The organism is Dyadobacter sp. OTU695 (assembly GCF_038440355.1).
Lineage (GTDB): Bacteria > Bacteroidota > Bacteroidia > Cytophagales > Spirosomataceae > Dyadobacter.
Window position 1 is genome coordinate 157,488 of sequence record NZ_JASATN010000011.1, and the last position, 18,612, is coordinate 176,099.

An 18,612-nucleotide genomic window follows, 5' to 3' on the forward strand; every position below is an offset into this window, starting at 1 on the left:
TCCATGGAGCTTCCACTTCTGATAGGTGTTACCGGAGGTATCGGTTCCGGCAAGAGTATGGTTTGCAGGCTTTTTGAATGCCTTGATGTCCCTGTTTACTATGCCGACAGCCGGGCCAAATGGCTTACCAATCACGATCCGGAAATCCGCGAAAAAGTTGTAGCCTTACTCGGACCGGAAGCTTATGATAGCGCGGGGCTTTATAATACCCGGTTTGTGGCGTCCAGTGTGTTCAATAACGAGCCGTTGCTGAAAGCGCTGAACGCTATCATTCACCCTGTTGTGCTCCGGGATACCAAGGAATGGGTGGCTCAGCATACTGGATTGCACTATGTTGTGAAAGAGGCTGCCATTATGGCAAAGGCCGGTCAGGCCAATGCCGTCGATTACGTCGTTGTGGTGGAGGCGCCTGTCGAACTGCGCATTCAAAGGATATTGCAGCGGGATAAGCGCACTGAACAGGAGATCAGGGCGATTATCGAGCGACAGGTATCCGACGAATCCCGGCGGGAAATAGCGGACTATATCGTGTACAACGACGATGCTTCTGAGCTGATACCGCAAGTCCTGCGGCTCCATGAAATTTTCAGGAAAGAGAAATCTACGGGTATCTAAAAATCCACATCCAGCCCTAATGCCTGCTTTAATTCCAGCAGGTAAGGGTTCTTTTCCGCCATAAAATTGAATTTCTCGGCAGGCGTGTAAGGTAGTCTGTTCACCTCCTGGGGCGCAACACGGGGATTGATATCCAGTTTGGGTGCATCGAGTCGCGATTTCAGAAAACCCAGCAATTCATACCGCACATTCATTACCGCATCCTGCTGGTGATCATTATCCAGCGCGATTTCGATTGTCATACCGTTCAGCTGAATTTCCCGGTTCAGGGTGATTTGCTCGGTTGTTGAATTGCCTGCCTGGAGGCGCTTCTGGGAGAATTCATACCAAAAGCGTTGCAGGTTCGCGAGGGTAAGTTCCTCTTTTTTAGTGTTGTTTGAAGCAGCCGTGTATTCAACCGTCGGTTTTGCAGCCTCTTTTGCTGCCTGAGCAGGAGGAGTTAGCGAGGCTGTGAGTGAAATTGTGTTTTTAAGCCGCGAAGACGCGGTCTGCTGCACGGCGGCTTGTTGAGGCGCTGCCGAGGGTTGCCCAACGGCTTGTGCGTGGTGGCTTCCATTGGATGACTGGCTATTGGCGGGCGCGGCAGGTTGAGGTGCGACAGTGGCCGGATTGTTCAGGGATTGTTGAGGCTCAACTTTTTTTTTTGCCGTTTCATCAACGGCGGCAAGAGAATGAAGTTGAAGAATCTGGGGTAAATTGGCGAGTTTCATCAAACAGAGCTCCACATGTAGCCGCTGGTTTTTCGCCGATTTATAATTGATATCGCATTGCCCCGTAATGCTTAGCGCCGACAGCAGAAAACTCAAATCTGCCATGAGCGACTGTTCGAGGTATTTCCGCTCAGCCGATTCGGAAACCTGCAATAAGGTAACCGTCGCCGGGTCTTTGCAAACGAGCAGATTCCGGAAGTGTTCCAGAAGGCCGATCACAAACAGGTGTCCATCGAACCCCTTCCTTAAAATTTCATCAAAGAGTATCAGCGAGCGTGCAATGCTACCCGCAGTAAGCGCGTCGGTGATTTTGAAATAATAATCGTAATCGAGGATATGCAGGTTTTCCAGCACCGCCGCGTAAGTGAGGTGGTTATTGGTGGAAAACGTAACATTCAGGTCGAACATCGAAAGAGCATCCCGCAAACCGCCGTCGGCTTTCTGGCCGATCAGTTCCAGGGCTTCATGCTCGGCGTTAATACCTTCCTTTTGAGCAATATCCGCAAGGTGGTGCGCAATGTCCTTCGACTGGATCCTGTTGAAGTCGAAAATCTGGCAGCGCGAAAGGATCGTGGGCAGTATTTTGTGCTTTTCCGTCGTTGCGAGGATGAAAATCGCATAGGAAGGCGGCTCTTCCAATGTTTTCAAAAACGCATTGAATGCAGCCTGCGACAGCATGTGCACCTCGTCGATGATATAGATCTTGTATTTCCCGGTCTGGGGCGGGTATCGCACCTGGTCGATCAGATTACGGATGTCTTCCACCGAGTTGTTGGAAGCCGCATCGAGTTCGTGGATATTGAAAGAAGCGTTGTTCTGGAAGCTCACGCAAGACTCGCATTCGCCGCAAGCCTCCACATCGTCGCCCAGGTTCTGGCAGTTGATTGTTTTCGCCAAAATGCGCGCGCAAGTGGTCTTGCCTACACCGCGGGGACCACAGAAAAGGAAAGCTTGTGCTAAATGATTGGTGCGAATGGCATTCTTTAAAGTGGTAGTGATGTGCGACTGCCCTACCACCGAATCAAAGGTGACGGGACGATACTTCCTGGCCGAAACAACGAAATGATCCATGGTGCAAGATACTTCCGTGCACTGGATTTTCAAAGCCGTTACTTCGTCACGAGCGGGTAAACACGCACGTAGTCGATCTCCATTTTTTGTGGGAAAATGCTGTCATCCACGCCCTTTTGCCCGCCCCAGTTGCCACCCACGGCGATGTTTAAAATTAAATGAAAAGGCTTGTCGAACGGCCATTCGGGCCACCGATAACCTGCTTCTTTTTTGAATGTAAAATAGGCATTGCCATCGACGAGGATCGTCACCGTTTCGGGCGTCCATTCGCAGGTGTACGCGTGAAAATCCTCGGAGAGCCCTTTTACTACGATATTGTTGCCCTTATTAGTTTTGATCGCGTGGTTGAATGCCTTTGTATGGATGTTGCCGTGCAGGCGGTCCTGATCGAACCCGACGTGCTCCATGATATCGATCTCGCCATTGTCCGGCCAGCCTTTGTTGCCATAATCCTTACCGCTGGCCAGCATCCAAATCGCAGGCCATGTCCCGCGTCCCTTTGGTAACTTTGCCCTGATTTCGAACTTTCCATATAGAAAGTCTCCTTTGCCCTTCGAAACCAGGCGTGCCGAGCTGTATTGCTGCTTACCCGACCGCTCCTTAATGGCCGTAATCACCAGATTGCCGTTCTCCACCTTTGCATTTTCAATCTTGTCCGTATAGTTTTCCAGCTCGTTATTGCCCCAGCCGTGATCGCCCAGGTCGTAGCCCCACTTGGCCGCGTCGGGCTTGCCCGTGTAGTTGAATTCGTCCTGCCAGGAAGGGGTGGGGGCGAATTCGTGCTTCGCAGTTAATGGCGGGCTTTTCGCTGGCTGGGCGCAGCTTGTCACCGAAACAAATATGGCCAGGCAGCCAAAGCTCAAAATTCGATTAAGTCCAGGCCTATTGTCTTTCATTCTTTCTTTTTGGATCGATTTTGTTTTCAAAAACAGATATATCCATCCTGCGCAGCAAGGCATTGGCTTCATCCAATTTTCTTTGCACAAAACTTTCTTCTTTTGTGCTGATTTCTTCAAGTACTTTTCTCGTCCCTTTCATAGTTTTTGTTCGATTACGTAAAAGTCAAATTGACAGTTCTGAGCGTAAGGGTACAACGTATCATTTTTGAGGCCATGTATTATAAAACGCTCAGAAATTTGGTTAAATTCTCTTGCAATGGCAATGCTGTAGAGTCTGTGCCGACGTGAGTCGCTTCCCCTAAACAACAAATACGCACCTGGTTTTTGCGTATAAAAGTCGTTGATGATATGAAATACAGTTGCCAGTACCATTTTCAAATCGCTATTTCGGGATTCCGAAATGTCGGACAGGGTCCCGTCATTAAGAATGTCGAAAAGGGCTAGATTAAAGACGTTTGACACGTCGGTCCGGGTGATTCTGACTACCTTTTTAACCGTCTTTTGGGTACTAATGCTCTCAAACTCGTAACGGAAATCTGTGTTAGTGGAGGTGTACGGGTAATGCTTCTCCTGCATAAGGTGACTATTATATTATAGTGTGTTTGAGATCTCCCTCAAACATATAAAAAATCCCTTTACACCAAATTATAAATTGCTAAACGCCAGCATTTAGTGAAATCCTGAGGTTTCATGCTTAATTTTGTGGCCCGCTTGTTGTTTTTTATATAATGAAGGAGATAAAGTTGAGTACGGAAGTTGCCCTGGTTGCCCCTGATTCGAAGATTGACCATCAAACTAAAACATTAACGATCGGCTCGTGTTTTGCCGAAGTATTGGGAGGCCAGCTGGCGGGGTATAAGTTCGATGTACTTAATAACCCATTGGGTACGGTGTTTAACCCGCTGACGATCTGTAAAATACTGGACAGTGCGGTGGAAGGGAAAAGGCCCAATCCGGCATTGTTCCTGCAAAATTCCGACCAAATCTGGCTGCACCACGATTTCCACTCATCGCAATGGGCTACGGGTCAGGCCGCGCTGGATGCCCAGCTTTCGGATCAGCTTGATGAAATCCGTGAATATTTGGCGGAGGCGGATTTGCTGGTGATAACATTGGGTACCGCATATGCGTACAGGCACCGGAAGACAAACCTGATCGTCGGCAACTGCCATAAGGTTCCCAGTGATCGTTTCATTAAGGAGCTCCTCCATTTCGATCAGATTACGATCGCATTCGAGCAGTTAATCCAGAAGTTGATACCCTATAACCGCAAGTTGCGCATTCTGCTCACCGTAAGCCCCGTGCGCCACACGCGTGACACGCTTGCGCTCAATCAGGTGAGTAAATCGACATTACGGCTCGTAGCTCACCGGCTTTCGGAGAAATACAAGCACGTGGATTACTTTCCGTCGTATGAGATCATGATCGACGAGTTGAGAGATTACCGGTTTTATAAGGAAGATCTGATTCACCCGAGCGCTGTTGCGGAAGATTACATTTTCAATGCATTTGTCCAGACCTATATGGAACCGGAGGCATTGAAATTCATGAAGGAATGGGCATCAGTGCGGGATAGCCTGGCACATCGCCCGCTGCATGGTTTTACGTCCGGACATCTTAAAATGCTGAAATCGTTGTGGAGCAAGCTCAATGCGATATCCAGAAATGTGGATGTGTCGGCAGAAATGGAGGAAGTGGAGCGAAGGATCGGACAATTTCCGGGAATGTGACAAACTCATTGGGTACATTTCGTGTTGCATAGTATTAAGTCATAGTACCAGCCATCATAATGGGAGAATTTACAATCAATAAAGAGAAAGTATTGCAGGCATTGAGTACTGTGGAAGAACCCGATCTCAAAAAAGATCTGGTGACGCTCGGTATGATCCAGGATATAGAAATAGGCGTAAACCAGGTGCGGTTTACAGTAGTACTCACCACCCCCGCTTGCCCTCTTAAAGAACTGATCAAAAAGAATTGCGAAAATGCAATCCATGAGCATCTGAGCCCGGATGTGGAGGTGATTATCAAGCTCACGGCAAATGTAACTACGACCCGTCACACAGGCCCTTTAATTCCAGGCGTGAAAAACGTGATCGCGATCTCTTCCGGAAAGGGTGGAGTAGGCAAATCGACTGTTACGGCAAACCTCGCGATGGCGTTGCACCGTTCAGGCGCGAAAGTAGGCATCATCGATGCGGATATTTTTGGACCCTCAATTCCGTTGATGTTCGGAGCGGAGGATATGCAGCCGACGATCACGCCCAAAGACGGCAAAAACTATATCAACCCGATCAGGCAGTACGGTATTAAAATGATGTCGATCGGCTTCCTGACGCCCCCCGATAGTGCGGTGGTGTGGAGAGGACCGATGGCCAGCCAGGCGTTACGCCAGTTTTTTGGCGATACCGACTGGGGCGACCTGGATTACCTGCTGATCGATTTGCCTCCCGGCACCAGCGATATTCACCTGACGCTCGTACAAACCGTCCCGGTAACCGGTGCAGTGGTGGTGACGACGCCTCAGAAAGTAGCATTGGCCGATGCCGTAAAAGGATTGTCGATGTTCAAACAGCCGCAGATCAATGTACCGATTCTGGGCGTAATCGAAAATATGGCTTGGTTTACACCCGAAGAGCTGCCCGATCACCAATACCATATTTTTGGAAAAGGAGGCGGGCAGTCGCTGGCGGATAAATTCGAAGTGCCTTTGTTGGGCCAGATCCCATTGGTACAAAGCATTAGAGAGGCTGGGGACGAAGGTCGTCCGGCGGTAATGAATACTAATCCGATCGTCAATGATGCGTTTATGGATGCTGCGGAAGCACTGGCGCAGCAGGTGGCGATCCGGAACGCGTCGAAGGCCAGGACGCAGCCTGTCGAAATCCAGGTTTAGCAGTTAGTAACTGAATGATTTGATTTTTTGGATATAATCTTGCATCTTAGCAGACAGACTTTTTAACAATGGATTCAAAAGAAAAAACCATAGAATTGATCGAGCAGGCGCTCGAAACGGTGCGTCCTTACTTGCACGCAGACGGAGGCGATGTGAAATTGGTGGAGCTGACGGACGACCTGACTGTGAAGCTGGAACTGCAAGGCTCCTGCCAGAGCTGCCCGATGAGCGCAATGACTTTCCGGGCCGGTCTGGAAGAATCGATCCGCAAAGCTGTACCCTACATTAATAAGGTTGTTTCCTCGAATGTGCCCGAGCTGGCATAATAGCGGAAAACTTATATCCGATATTGGTCAAAAGCAGTTTCCTGTACGGGAAGCTGCTTTTTGCGTTTTAATCGCCGCGGTAACTAACCATAAATTGATTCCTCCCGATTAGTCGCTTATATTGCGGGCATCATTGGAATGCATTAATCAGGATTGTTAACATGCGTATCGGAATTTTTTTTGGAGGCCCTTCCCGCGAACGGGAAATATCATTTGCAGGCGGTAAAACAGCATTTGAATACCTCGATAAGTCACTTTTTGAGCCGGTACCGGTTTTTGTGGACAGCTTTGGGAGATTTATCCTGCTGCAAAAAGAGCTGATGTATTCGACTGAAATCCGCGATTTTTACCCTGCTCCCGGCATTCAAAAAGATGGCTTCAAAACTTATATCGAGTCCTTTCCTGAACTCGCCGCGGCCGGAGTACCCGCCGAAACCGGTAAGCTGATAGCTCCTTCCGAATTCAAGGACTATTTCGACTTCGCGTTCCTGGCCATGCATGGTCCTGATTGCGAGGACGGGGCCATTCAGGGCCTACTCGAATGGTACAAAATCCCATATAGCGGTCCCGGTTTAATGGGCTCTGCTGTGGGTATCGATAAGATATTACAAAACGAAATGATCGCCCTTGTCAACGGGCAGGAAAAGAAGAGCTGGACGCTCCGCTATAACCAGTGGATACCTAAAGATTACCCGCTGCTTTTCCAGGTATTGAAAAAACACCTTGGGCTGCCCCTGGTGATCAAGGCACCACATCAGGGCTCGTCTATCGGCGTTGCCATTGTGAAGGACGATTCGCTGGAAGAGTTCGTATCCGCCGTTAATCAATGCTTTTTCCAGATCGAGCTGGATGCGGATACCTGGAAAGAGTTTGACGAGGCTGAAAAACTGGCCTGGGGACAAAAAATAGCTAATCTGGACGAAGGAATTGGTTTTCCGGTCGTGTTGAGCGGAAAAACGATCTATCATCCTACGACGCTGATCAGCGAGCTGGAAATCTACTTCTCGGAAGGAAATAACCACGTGCTGCTGAGTAGTTCCAATGCCGAGGACCAGGTACTGGTTGAAGAATTTGTGAATGGGCAGGAATTTTCCTGCGGCTGTATCCAGTTCGACGACGGTTCTCCGCTCGCATTGCCGCCGAGCGAGGTGATCAAAATGGTGAAGGTCTTTGATTTTAATGCAAAATATAAGCCCGGCGCCAGCCGTAAGCGCATTCCCGTGGATACAACCCTGGAAAAGAACCAGGAAATCCAGCAGATGATCGCCAGCGTGTTCCAGCAACTGGGCATCAACGCGTGTGTACGGATTGACGGATTCCTCACCGAAAACGGCACAATCCTGCTCCATGACCCGAACACAATTCCTGGAATGTCGCCTACTTCCTTCATTTTCAAACAAATGGCTGAAATAGGGCTGAACGTGACACAGGCATTGACATACCTGGTCCGCCAATCACTCCGCGAGCGCATACGCTCGGGTAAGCAAACGTGGGCGCTTCGCGCATTGCTCGAAACGCTCGATAAGCAAATCGCTGCCGGCCTGACAACCGATAAACCGGTTGAGCACATTGTTTTTGACCCAACCGACGAAGCATATGTCGAAGCAAGACGCCGATATGGCCTTTTAAATGCGGAAGGCAAGGTGACCCCGGTGCCGGTACTCAAATCCACCGACGGCCAATTTTATAAACTTCCCAATCCGTTGATGTTCAAGGAGTATGTCTCGGATGTGGAGGAGCTCCTGCACGCCGAACGCCATCCGTTACTGGTTGAAACTTCGCAGCGGGCTGCGGCTCTGACCGCCTTTTTTGCAGGCGAGGTATCCTATGATGTTGCCCTAATCGATCATCCCGTATCCTGATCGTAAGTGGGCGCGGGTTACTTGTGATGGCTCATTATGAGTAATTTATGAGCGCTTAAATTTTTTCAATTTTCTTCCGGTTTCTGGTGTTTTTGGAAACCGGTTTTCTAAATTGGGTAATTATTGAAATTCATTCCTTTCGAAAAATTGACGGATTAATGGCACAAGGAGCTGAAAAAGTTAGGTTAAGTCTTCAGAAAGAAAACAAGGGATGGAAGAAGTGGGGACCTTACCTGTCGGAGCGTCAATGGGGTACGGTACGGGAGGATTATAGTGGGAACGGCGACGCCTGGAACTACATTACCCACGAAATGGCCCTGTCCAAAGCATACCGCTGGGGCGAAGACGGAATCGGTGGTTTTTCTGACAACAAGCAACATATATGTCTTTCGTTCGGATTTTGGAACCATAAAGACAAGATACTGAAAGAGCGTATTTTCGGCCTTACTAACCGGGAGTCGAATCACGGAGAAGATGTGAAGGAAATGTACTATTACCTCGATAGTACGCCTACACATTCGTATACCAAAATGCTCTATAAATACCCGCAGCAGCCATTTCCCTATGACAAACTGCGACAGGAAAACGGGCGCCGCGGCAAGCAGGACCCGGAATACGAGATCATGGATACGGGGGTGTTCGACAACGACGAATACTTCGATATCTTCATCGAGCACGCCAAGGCCGACGAGCAGGATATCCTCATGAAAGTGACGGTTTTTAACCGCGGTGCCAACGACGCGCCGATCACCGTGCTGCCGCAAATCATGTTCCGGAACACCTGGTCGTGGGGGTACGAGGCGTTCAACTACAAGCCGATCATGAACGGTATTTCCAACCGGCTGATAGAAGTGACGCACCGGAAACACGGGAAGTATAACCTGTACCTCGACGGTGCGGATGAACTGCTGTTCTGCGAGAATGAGACTAACTTTAAAAAGCTTTACGGAACGGCCAACAATACGGCTTATCCGAAAGACGGTATCAACGATTATATTGTAAGCGGCCAGAAATCGAATACAGTTAATCCGAACAACATCGGTACAAAAGCTGCGGCGCGTTTTACCAAAACCATCAAAGGTGGCGAGAGCGCTACTTTTCGCCTGCGTTTTGTGAACCATTCGATTTCGGAACCCTTCGGTGGTTTTGAAGACTTGTTCAATAAAAGGATCCGCGAGGCCGACGAGTTTTATAACGATTTGCAGGGGGACGTGACTGACAGCGACCTTCGCTCGATCCAGCGGCAATCGTACGCCGGAATGCTCTGGAGCAAGCAGTTCTATTATTATAATGTATACGAATGGCTGAAAGGCGATCCTGCCCAGCCAGGGCCCAACCAGGGCAGGAAATGGGGACGAAACTCGGGCTGGAAGCATTTGTACGCCGCCAATATCATTTCCATGCCCGATAAATGGGAGTACCCGTGGTTCGCGGCCTGGGATCTGGCTTTTCACTGTGTGCCGTTGGCCAGGGTCGACGCCGATTTTGCCAAAAGGCAGCTCGAAATCCTCCTGCGCGAGTACTACATGCACCCCAACGGGCAGATACCCGCATACGAGTGGAATTTCTCGGACGTAAACCCACCGGTACACGGCTGGGCAACATGGAAAGTCTACGAAATCGACCGGGAGCAGAATAATGGCGTAGGGGATATTGAATTTTTGGAAAAAATATTCCATAAGCTACTCCTGAACTTCACGTGGTGGGTTAACCAGAAGGACGATACCGGCAACAATATTTTCAGCGGAGGCTTTCTGGGACTTGATAATATCGGCGTATTCGACCGCTCGACGCCCATGCCTTTCGGCGGCAAGCTGCAACAGGCTGATGCGACGGGCTGGATGGCGATGTACACTTTGAATATGCTTCGCATTTCGGTGGAAATAGCGCTGGTACACCCGGTTTACCAGGATATGGCTTCCAAATTCTTCGAACACTTCCTACATATTGCGGGTGCGATGGAGTCCATTGGAGGAAAGAGCCAGTCGATCAGTCTCTGGGATGAAGAGGATCAGTTCTATTATGACGTGATTCATATTCCGAATGGTCAGAGTATTCTTTTGAAAGTACGTTCGATCGTAGGGCTAATACCACTTTTCGCAGTTGAAATACTCGATCCACAGAATCTGGACAAAATGCCGGTATTCAAACGGCGCGTTGAATGGGTATTGGCCAACCGTCCCGATCTCGCCCGTCTGATTTCCCGCTGGTTTGAATCAGGGAAAGGAGAAAACAGGTTGCTTTCGATCCTGCGTGGACACCGGATGAAGATGATCATGAAACGGATGCTCGACGAAAGTGAGTTTCTCTCGGACTACGGCGTGCGCGCATTGTCCAAATACCACGAAGAGAACCCTTACAAATTCTACATCAATGGGGAAGTATTGCAGGTCGATTACACACCGGCGGAGGCATTGACCGACATTATGGGCGGTAACTCCAACTGGCGCGGGCCGATCTGGTTCCCGCTTAACTACCTCATTTTTGACTCTCTGATGAAATTCCACAGCTACTACGGCGAGGATTTCATGATCGAATACCCGACCAATTCCGGTAACCTCACGACGATCAAGGACGCAGCGATGGCGATTGCCTGCCGGTTGATCGATATTTTCAAGAAGGATTCAGAAGGAAAACGCGCGGTGTACGGCCACGACGAGAAAATGCAGAAGGACCCTAATTTTAATGACCACGTTCTCTTTTACGAATATTTCCATGGGGATAATGGTCGCGGCTGCGGCGCAAGCCATCAGACGGGCTGGACTGGCCTGGTAGCCGAATTGATCCATAAAACCGCGAAAGAGTCGTTTTCCGCCGTCGAAAAGGAACCGCTGGAAATCGGTAAATAAGGACAGCACATACATTTTTAATTCTCTTAATAAATTCTATTTAACTGATTATGACTGCAAAATTGGAACCGAATGTGATGACCAAAGTGAGCAGCTGGCTCAACGGTGATTATGATATCGATACGAAACAATCCATTCAACAACTGATCGATGAAGGTAACGATACTGAACTGACGGATGCGTTTTACAAAGACCTCGAATTCGGAACAGGCGGTTTGAGAGGGCTGATAGGCATTGGTTCCAACCGTATGAACCGGTACACGGTGGGTACAGCCACACAGGGATTGGCGAATTACCTCAACAAAGCCTTCCCGAACGAAGAAAAAAGCGTGGCGGTGGCTTACGACAGCCGTATCAAATCGGATGAGTTTGCGAAGATCATTTCGGATATTTTCTCTGCCAACGGCATTTCGGTTTATCTTTTCGAGGGCCTGCGCCCTACGCCGGAACTTTCCTTCGCGATCCGTTTGCTGGGTTGTAAAAGCGGGGTAGTAGTAACGGCTTCGCACAACCCGAAAGAATATAACGGCTATAAAGCCTACTGGAACGATGGTTCGCAGGTAGTTGCCCCGCACGATACCAACATTATCAACGAAGTAAATGCCATCCAGTCGATCGACCAGGTGAAATTTGACGGCGACAGCTCGAAAATTACCAAAATCGGTGCCGAGGTGGATGAGAAATATATTAACCATATTCTGTCGCTTTCGATCTCGAAAGGAGCATTAGAGCGTCAGAAAGGCCTCAAAATCGTTTATACGCCATTGCACGGTACCGGCGTGACGCTCGTGCCGCAGTTGCTGGCCAAGATGGGTTTTGAAGCGGTAACAATCATTGAAGAGCAGGCAGAACCAAAAGGTAACGGCCAGTTTCCGACGGTAGTTTATCCTAACCCTGAGGAAAGCGAAGCGATGTCTAAGGCCGTTGAAAAGGCGAAGGAGATTGACGCGGACCTGGTAATGGGTACAGATCCCGATTCGGATCGCGTAGGGATCGCGGTGAAAAACCACCATGGTGAAATCCAGTTGCTGAACGGAAACCAGACGGCGAGCGTGCTCATTTATTATCTCCTGAATGCATGGAAAGATGCCGGAAAGCTCACTGGAACCCAGTTCGTGTGTAAGACCATCGTTACTACCGACCTGATCGACAAAATGGCGGCGGCCTACGACGTGAAATGCTACAACACGCTGACCGGTTTCAAATACATTGCGCAGGTTATCCGCGAAAAAGAAGGTAAGGAGCAATTCATCGGTGGGGGTGAAGAAAGCTACGGTTATCTGATCGGCGACGCTGTACGCGACAAGGATGCAATCGCCTCATGCGCGATGATCGCCGAGCTGACGGCCTATGCGAAAGATAAGGGCCTGAGCCTTTTCGACATGCTGATGGAAATCTACAAACAGTTTGGTTTCTATTACGAAGGACTGATCTCGCTCACCAAAAAAGGCAAGTCAGGCGCCGATGAAATTCAGCAAATGATGGCCGATTTCCGCACTAACCCGCCCAAAAGCATTGCAGGTTCGCCGGTTGTGAGGATGGACGATTACAAAGCATTAACCACAACTGATTTCAAATCGGGCAACACCGCTTCCATTCCATCGGGCGAAATGGGGATCGAACCATCGAACGTATTGCAGTTCTTCACCGAGGACGGCACGAAGTTCACTTGCCGCCCATCCGGTACGGAGCCGAAGATCAAATTCTACGTGGGCGTACGCGCCGCGCTGGAAAAGAACGAAGATTTCGACAGCGTTTATGCTTCGTTGAAAGAGAAGGTAAAGGCAATCGGCGAGGAGTTGAATTTGAAATAGTCCTTATTTAAGGTATATAAATGCGAAGGCGGCTCGAATGGGCCGCCTTCTGTTATTTGGTGTATACAACAATGTATTTTCGTCGTGCATTGTCTTCGAGCAGGCTGATACGCTCAAACTTGGAAAACGGAACCTCGTTAAGTTCCACGAATGTTGAAGGACTGGTATTCAGGTAGAATGTGGCATTTTTGTGATATTCAGAAATTCGCAAGGTGTTATCAGCCGATTTGCCGAATCCCTCTTTGGTAAAAAATCGATCAGCCAATGGCCCATTGAGAAGTTGGCGGGTGAATGTAGAGGTCGTGTGGCCTCCCAAGCTCTGGCCAAGTTTGTATTCAAAATGGGCTACTTCATATTCCTTCGCAATGGCAAGCGCTTTCTGATAATCCTGCTCCATCTCTTTAAGAAGCGGATTTGGTGGAAGCTGTCCCATTCCATGTCCATATCCGGAAATGTATCCGGAGTAACCTTTCATCGGCCCAAACTCACTTTCGCTATGTTCCTCGCCTGCACCATAATCCCCTTTTGTGTCGATACGTACCGATACTGCGGTGATATACTTCTGCAAAGGATCGAATTGTATTCTGTTGATCTGGAAATTCTGCCCGAATTTTTCAATAGCAGCTTTTATTTCGTTAATGTCTTCCCAGGTCATTAACGGGGTAATTGCCCAGTACAAAGTCTGTTTGACGATCAATACCCCTTTTGTTGACTTCTGTTCGGAGAGAGTTTGAGCGGTGTCGTTGACAGCAGGGTTAGGTGCGATTGTTTCGACGTGTTTTTGAGTATTGCTTTCGATTGCTTTCTCGTTCCCGGTTTTGGCAGAATCGGTTGGCTTTGCATTTACGATCACTTCCCCAATCAGCGGTTGAACAAACGGCCGAATTTTCACCGGCGCCAGTTCCACGATCTGGTCGCGATACGGCGCTACAAAAGCTGACGAAATGTAAACCAACGCCAGCACGCTTAAATATTTGCCCCACACCAGGTAATGCGACGGCTTTCTGTTCATCATCTTAACGCGTTTTTTAAGCAGCGACTGGGCAAAAGAATTGGTCAAAGGCAGCTCTCGCGTACGCATCACCGCCTTGAGTAGATTATATTGGTACACCTTTCTCTCAAAACCATTATCCAGCACAGCGCGGTCGGCGAGGTATTCGAGGTTTTCCTGCACCAGTCTTTGATGAATCCAGGCCAAGGGGTTAAACCATAGGCAGATCCGTTGTAATTCAACCAGCAAAAGATCGGCACTGTGCCATTGCCGGACGTGCTCGGTTTCGTGGGCAATAATATTGTTCAATTCCGACTCCGAGTGCTTCGATGGGTCGAGTATGATCCATTGGAAAAAGGAATAAGGTGCTGAGCCGCTGATATGCAGAATGGAAGTGCCATCGACACATTGTTCTGCCCGTCCTTTTGCAATTACAATGAACAATTGGCTTATCTGAAAAAGCAATCGGGCAGCGAGAATGATTACGCCAGCGAAATATACCATTAGTATCCAATCAACCGCCGACATGGAAGGTGCTGCGTTTTGTAGCGTTGCCTCAAAAGAGGACGACTGTATCGTAGCGATCGGTTTGGCCAGCAGGGGAAGCTTCCCCACAACTTTGGGAATGCTTTGGTGAAACTCATTTTGCACTTCTACCGGCCCCCAGCTCGGCAGCGATACTAGGGGTAATGTCCAAGCAGCAGCTACATTCAGCCACAGCAGCACGCGGTTCAGTTTAGAAAACGTTTCAAACTGGATCAGCCAGCGGTAGGCCAATGTCAGTACAGCCAGTACCAGACTGACTTTCATGAGGTAAGGGATCAGCATAAAGTCGGCGGATTAATGTGATACATCCAAATACGTTATTCTCCTTCTTCAATCATCCGGATAATCTCGCGCAGATCGTCCGGTGTTACTTTTTCCTGTTTTGCGAAATAAGCCACCAGATCTTTGTAAGAATGGTTGAAATAGCCTCCGACGACTTTGCCCAACACAAAATGGTTCTGGTAATCTTCCTGCTTCACAACCGGAAAATATTCATAGGTATTCCCGAATTGCCGGTGCGCTACATAACCCTTTTCTTCCAGGTTCCGGATAATGGTCGAAACAGTATTGTAATGCAGCTTCGGTTCAGTGAAAAGCGGAAGCATGTCTTTCACAAATGCGGCGCCCAGCTTCCATAGCACCTGCATTACTTCTTCCTCTTTATTGGTCAGCTTTTCAAGTTCCATGTCGTAAATATTAAAACTATTTTTATAGTTAACAAACTATTTTTCTAGTAATAATATTTTTTGAGGTAGAAATTGGGAAACTATGCCAGGCAGTGGATAAGTGATATTGTACCGCTGGCTAATCAATATGTTACCTTTTGTTGTCTTATTGAGACTTGAAGTGATACTTTTTGAAGAACGAATTGTAAATTACAGGTATCATATAACGACACCTAGCTAACTGATGATGAAAAAACTACTTCACAACAACTTCATGTTATTGTGCTTCGCAATGGCCATTTGCTGGGATGCGGCACGGGCGCAAAATGGTTCTGTTTCGGGAAAGGTAACCGACAAGGACGGTGTTGAGATCCCAGGCGTGAATGTAAGTATCAAAGGGACCTCACAGGGTACCTTAACCGACGAGAAGGGCGGGTACTCCATTCAGGTAGGACCTCGCGAAACATTGGTATTCAGTTTTATCGGTTTCAAACGGAAGGAACTAGTACTGGGAAACCAGCGTGAACATGTCGATGTGCAGCTGGAACCCGATGTTTCGATGCTCGATGAGGTGGTGGTAACCGCCCTCGGGCAGACGCAGGAGAAGCGTGCGATCGGCTATTCAGTGCAGTCCATCCGGGCCGATGAGATCCGGGAATCGGGGAATCCGAATATGGTTGGCGCCTTGCAGGGGAAGATCGCCGGAGCGGTGATCACCGGTTCGGGTGGTGCGCCTGGTGCAGGGGTAAATATCATTCTGAGGGGCATTACCTCGCTCAGCGGCAGCGCCGATAACCAGCCGCTGTTCGTCATCGACGGCATTATCATCAGCAACGCCACCACGGCCGGAAATCCGTTGCCCAGCGCAGGATCGGCTTCGCCGGGAGCCTCGGAACAGTTTGCGAATACCAACCGGGCGGCCGACATTAACCCAGACGATGTCGAAAGCATTTCAGTCCTCAAAGGCCCCGCTGCGACGGCGCTTTACGGTTTGCGGGCTTCCAATGGAGCGATTATCATCACTACCAAACGCGGCAAAGCCGGTAAGCTGAATGTTTCGGTTTCGCTGTCAGGAGGTATTGATGTGCTAGGCAAATCGCCGGATATTCAGACCCGCTTCCTGCAAGGGCGTTTCGGGGAGTTTATTTCGCCTACCGAAGTGCGCCAGCGGACTCCCTATCAGTCGTTCGGGCCGTCGGTTATCGGTAACACCACCGACCACATTTATGACAACTTCCGCGGGTTTTACCAGACCGGTTTTCGCACCAACAACAATATCACCCTGACCAAAGGAAGTGAAAAAGGCAACATTTACGTCTCCGCGGGACATAATTACCAGCAGGGGATCGTGCCAGCCACCTATTTCGAAAGGACTTCCGCCAAGATCGCCGGGACGTACAATTTTACCAGGCGGTTCTCGGCTTCCGGTTCGTTCAACTACATACGCTCGGGTGGCAAACGTCCGCCCGCCGGTGATAAATCGGTGTTCAGTGCTTTGTCGTACTGGCCGAATACCTACGATGTCAACGATTACCTGAATCCCGACGGGTCTTACAAGAACCTTCTGCCCGGTTTTACGGATAACCCGGTTTATCTCGTCAAAAAGAGCCCAAGGATAGACGCCGTTAACCGCTACATCGCCGATCTTACCTTGAACTACAATATGACCGACTGGCTTACTGCCAAATATCAGCTGACCATGGACGCTTTTAACGAGCGGCGAAAGCGCCAGGTGGACAGTACTTTTGATGTCGGTACGGCGGTGAAGGGCTTTCTGATCAAGGAAAACATCAATTACCGCGAAATCAACTCCAATTTATATGTAACGGCCACGAAGCAGTTCAACGAGAACTGGAATGGCTCATTGATGGTCGGCAACTCGGTGGTCGGGAGCAAGCGCCCCGACAGCTATTACGAAAGGGGAGAAGGCTGGAAAGCGCCGTTTACCGACGAGATCAGCAGCTACCGCAACCAGCAAAGGCGCTTCTATTCGCCCCTGCAATACCGGATCGTGAGCTTCTTTGCGGATGCCAAACTGAGTTATAAGGAAATGCTCTATCTGAACGCCACGGGCAGGAACGACATTGTTTCGACGCTCCCCAAGGCAAATAATTCATTCTTCTACCCCTCATTCAGCGCCGGCTATATTTTTACGGAAAATCTTCCCAAAAACAATATTCTCAGCTACGGAAAACTGCGCGCTTCATGGGCACAGGTGGGCAAGGGTACGGACCCGTACGTGATAGGCGTGTATTATGAGCTGGCCGACAACTTTCCCTTTGGCAATACGGTACCCGGTTATGTCAGGCGCTCTACCACCGCGGCGGATAACCTCAAACCGGAACGGACCACTTCCATTGAATTCGGCACCGAGCTGCGCTTTTTCAGGAACCGGCTCATGCTCGACGCTACCTATTTTACGATGGATAGTAAAGACCAGATCGTCCGCGCGCCGGTTTCCAATGTCTCGGGCTATTCATTTTATTATACCAATATCGGTTTGATCCGTAACAAAGGGGTCGAATTACTAGCCACTTTCAAACCCGTGACAACGGCCCGTTTCACCTGGGATATATCGTTGAATTTTACAAAAATGTCGGGCAAAGTAATCGAAATGCCGGATGAGCTCGAAGAAATCTCCTATTTCGATAATGGTAGCCGGGGCGTTTTGAAGGTGAGGGAAGGCAGCAAGCTGGGAGAACTCTGGGGGCTCGATTATTTGCGCGCTCCCGACGGTCAGTTACTCATCCAGGCAAATGGCCTGCCGCTTACGAGCCAGGTGACAGTCCCATGGGGTAATGCGCTGCCCGACTGGACCGCCGGTTTAACCAATACCTTCAATTACCGGGGATTAGGCCTCTCGTTCCTGCTCGAATGGCGACAGGGCGGCGACGTAGTCGACCTGGGCGAGCGTAATGCATTCCGCGCGGGGTCGATCAAGATCACCGAAAGACGTTATGAGCAGGTTGTATTTAAAGGGGTAGTAGAGCAAAAAGGCGCCGATAATTCAGTGACCTATGTACCCAATACCAAGGCGGTTATCCTCGACGATTCGTTCTATAACCCATCCACTGCGCGCTACATGGGCAACTCGGCGCAGTTAAATATCCAGGATGGCTCCTGGTTCCGGCTGAGGACGGTGAGCCTTTCCTATGCGATACCAAAGGCGACATTGGCCAAATCTGTTTTCAAAGGCGGCGTGCGGTTCAATTTTACAGGTACCAACCTTTTCCTGAATACACCTTTCCGCGGGTATGATCCGGAAGCACTCACATTTGGCTCCGGTACCAATATCATCGGTTTTGTGGGGCGGAACAACCCGGCAACGCGCAGTTTTCAGTTGGGTATCAATGTTAATTTCTAGGAAA

General features: G+C 49.3%; 14 protein-coding genes. 8 read left to right on the top strand and 6 right to left on the bottom strand.

The features are described from left to right. Positions 1–3 precede the first annotated feature (3 nt). Positions 4–615 (top strand): dephospho-CoA kinase, encoded by a 612-nt coding sequence (coaE, locus tag AAHB90_RS20280; protein ID WP_342087021.1) that lies wholly within the window; start codon positions 4–6, stop codon positions 613–615. Here coaE and AAHB90_RS20285 read toward each other — a convergent pair. From AAHB90_RS20285 to AAHB90_RS32835, 4 genes are read right to left on the bottom strand one after another with little or no spacing between them, the layout of a single operon-like run. Then, positions 612–2,396 carry a DNA polymerase III subunit gamma/tau gene (locus tag AAHB90_RS20285; RefSeq protein ID WP_342087022.1) on the bottom strand — a complete coding sequence of 595 codons (1,785 nt, stop codon included), beginning with the start codon at positions 2,394–2,396 and terminating at the stop codon, positions 612–614. The genes coaE and AAHB90_RS20285 overlap by 4 nt on opposite strands. Positions 2,397–2,434: 38 nt before the next feature. Further along, positions 2,435–3,292 (bottom strand): glycoside hydrolase family 16 protein, encoded by an 858-nt coding sequence (locus tag AAHB90_RS20290; RefSeq protein ID WP_342087023.1) that lies wholly within the window; start codon positions 3,290–3,292, stop codon positions 2,435–2,437. Next, entirely contained in the window at positions 3,279–3,434 is a 156-nt protein-coding gene (locus tag AAHB90_RS20295) for a hypothetical protein (protein ID WP_342087024.1), read from the bottom strand. Before AAHB90_RS20295 ends, AAHB90_RS20290 begins: the two co-directional genes overlap by 14 nt. Next, entirely contained in the window at positions 3,431–3,871 is a 441-nt protein-coding gene (locus tag AAHB90_RS32835; RefSeq protein ID WP_446717917.1) for a DUF6934 family protein, read from the bottom strand. The genes AAHB90_RS20295 and AAHB90_RS32835 overlap by 4 nt, the downstream gene beginning before the upstream one ends. Positions 3,872–4,023: 152 nt before the next feature. On the opposite strand from AAHB90_RS32835, the gene AAHB90_RS20300 reads away from it, so the two are divergent. From AAHB90_RS20300 to AAHB90_RS20325, 6 genes are all read left to right on the top strand, one after another. Then, positions 4,024–5,025 (top strand): GSCFA domain-containing protein, encoded by a 1,002-nt coding sequence (locus AAHB90_RS20300; protein ID WP_342087025.1) that lies wholly within the window; start codon positions 4,024–4,026, stop codon positions 5,023–5,025. A gap of 59 nt (positions 5,026–5,084) precedes the next feature. Further along, a complete protein-coding gene (apbC, locus tag AAHB90_RS20305; RefSeq protein ID WP_342087026.1) occupies positions 5,085–6,191 on the top strand; it encodes an iron-sulfur cluster carrier protein ApbC in 1,107 nt (368 codons plus the stop codon). A 68-nt stretch (positions 6,192–6,259) separates the two neighbouring features. Further along, on the top strand, positions 6,260–6,517 hold the full coding sequence (locus AAHB90_RS20310) for a NifU family protein (RefSeq protein ID WP_342087027.1): 258 nt from the start codon (positions 6,260–6,262) through the stop codon (positions 6,515–6,517). A gap of 161 nt (positions 6,518–6,678) precedes the next feature. After that, a complete protein-coding gene (locus AAHB90_RS20315) occupies positions 6,679–8,379 on the top strand; it encodes a D-alanine--D-alanine ligase family protein (RefSeq protein ID WP_342087028.1) in 1,701 nt (566 codons plus the stop codon). A gap of 158 nt (positions 8,380–8,537) precedes the next feature. Beyond that, complete coding sequence (locus AAHB90_RS20320; protein WP_342087029.1) at positions 8,538–11,228, top strand: MGH1-like glycoside hydrolase domain-containing protein; 2,691 nt, start codon at positions 8,538–8,540, stop codon at positions 11,226–11,228. A 50-nt stretch (positions 11,229–11,278) separates the two neighbouring features. Next, positions 11,279–13,042 carry a phospho-sugar mutase gene (locus tag AAHB90_RS20325; protein ID WP_342087030.1) on the top strand — a complete coding sequence of 588 codons (1,764 nt, stop codon included), beginning with the start codon at positions 11,279–11,281 and terminating at the stop codon, positions 13,040–13,042. 52 nt (positions 13,043–13,094) lie between these two features. Here AAHB90_RS20325 and AAHB90_RS20330 read toward each other — a convergent pair whose 3' ends face one another. Together AAHB90_RS20330 and AAHB90_RS20335 are read right to left on the bottom strand one after the other, a co-directional pair. Continuing rightward, positions 13,095–14,861: a M56 family metallopeptidase gene (locus AAHB90_RS20330; RefSeq protein WP_342087031.1), complete on the bottom strand. Its 1,767-nt coding sequence runs from the start codon at positions 14,859–14,861 to the stop codon at positions 13,095–13,097. Between the two features lie 35 nt (positions 14,862–14,896). After that, a complete protein-coding gene (locus AAHB90_RS20335; protein WP_342087032.1) occupies positions 14,897–15,265 on the bottom strand; it encodes a BlaI/MecI/CopY family transcriptional regulator in 369 nt (122 codons plus the stop codon). A gap of 223 nt (positions 15,266–15,488) precedes the next feature. Between AAHB90_RS20335 and AAHB90_RS20340 the strand changes: the two genes are divergently transcribed. Beyond that, positions 15,489–18,608 carry a SusC/RagA family TonB-linked outer membrane protein gene (locus AAHB90_RS20340; protein WP_342087033.1) on the top strand — a complete coding sequence of 1,040 codons (3,120 nt, stop codon included), beginning with the start codon at positions 15,489–15,491 and terminating at the stop codon, positions 18,606–18,608. Positions 18,609–18,612 lie beyond the last annotated feature (4 nt).

Coding starts and splice junctions, on each gene's coding strand:
- AAHB90_RS20315 (WP_342087028.1), top strand. CDS start 6,679: ATGCGTATCGGAATTTTTTTTGGAGGCCCTTCCCGCGAACGGGAAATA.
- AAHB90_RS20300 (WP_342087025.1), top strand. CDS start 4,024: ATGAAGGAGATAAAGTTGAGTACGGAAGTTGCCCTGGTTGCCCCTGAT.
- AAHB90_RS20335 (WP_342087032.1), bottom strand. CDS start 15,265: ATGGAACTTGAAAAGCTGACCAATAAAGAGGAAGAAGTAATGCAGGTG.
- AAHB90_RS20330 (WP_342087031.1), bottom strand. CDS start 14,861: ATGCTGATCCCTTACCTCATGAAAGTCAGTCTGGTACTGGCTGTACTG.
- AAHB90_RS20310 (WP_342087027.1), top strand. CDS start 6,260: ATGGATTCAAAAGAAAAAACCATAGAATTGATCGAGCAGGCGCTCGAA.
- coaE (WP_342087021.1), top strand. CDS start 4: ATGGAGCTTCCACTTCTGATAGGTGTTACCGGAGGTATCGGTTCCGGC.
- AAHB90_RS20320 (WP_342087029.1), top strand. CDS start 8,538: ATGGCACAAGGAGCTGAAAAAGTTAGGTTAAGTCTTCAGAAAGAAAAC.
- AAHB90_RS20290 (WP_342087023.1), bottom strand. CDS start 3,292: ATGAAAGACAATAGGCCTGGACTTAATCGAATTTTGAGCTTTGGCTGC.
- AAHB90_RS32835 (WP_446717917.1), bottom strand. CDS start 3,871: ATGCAGGAGAAGCATTACCCGTACACCTCCACTAACACAGATTTCCGT.
- AAHB90_RS20295 (WP_342087024.1), bottom strand. CDS start 3,434: ATGAAAGGGACGAGAAAAGTACTTGAAGAAATCAGCACAAAAGAAGAA.
- apbC (WP_342087026.1), top strand. CDS start 5,085: ATGGGAGAATTTACAATCAATAAAGAGAAAGTATTGCAGGCATTGAGT.
- AAHB90_RS20340 (WP_342087033.1), top strand. CDS start 15,489: ATGATGAAAAAACTACTTCACAACAACTTCATGTTATTGTGCTTCGCA.
- AAHB90_RS20285 (WP_342087022.1), bottom strand. CDS start 2,396: ATGGATCATTTCGTTGTTTCGGCCAGGAAGTATCGTCCCGTCACCTTT.
- AAHB90_RS20325 (WP_342087030.1), top strand. CDS start 11,279: ATGACTGCAAAATTGGAACCGAATGTGATGACCAAAGTGAGCAGCTGG.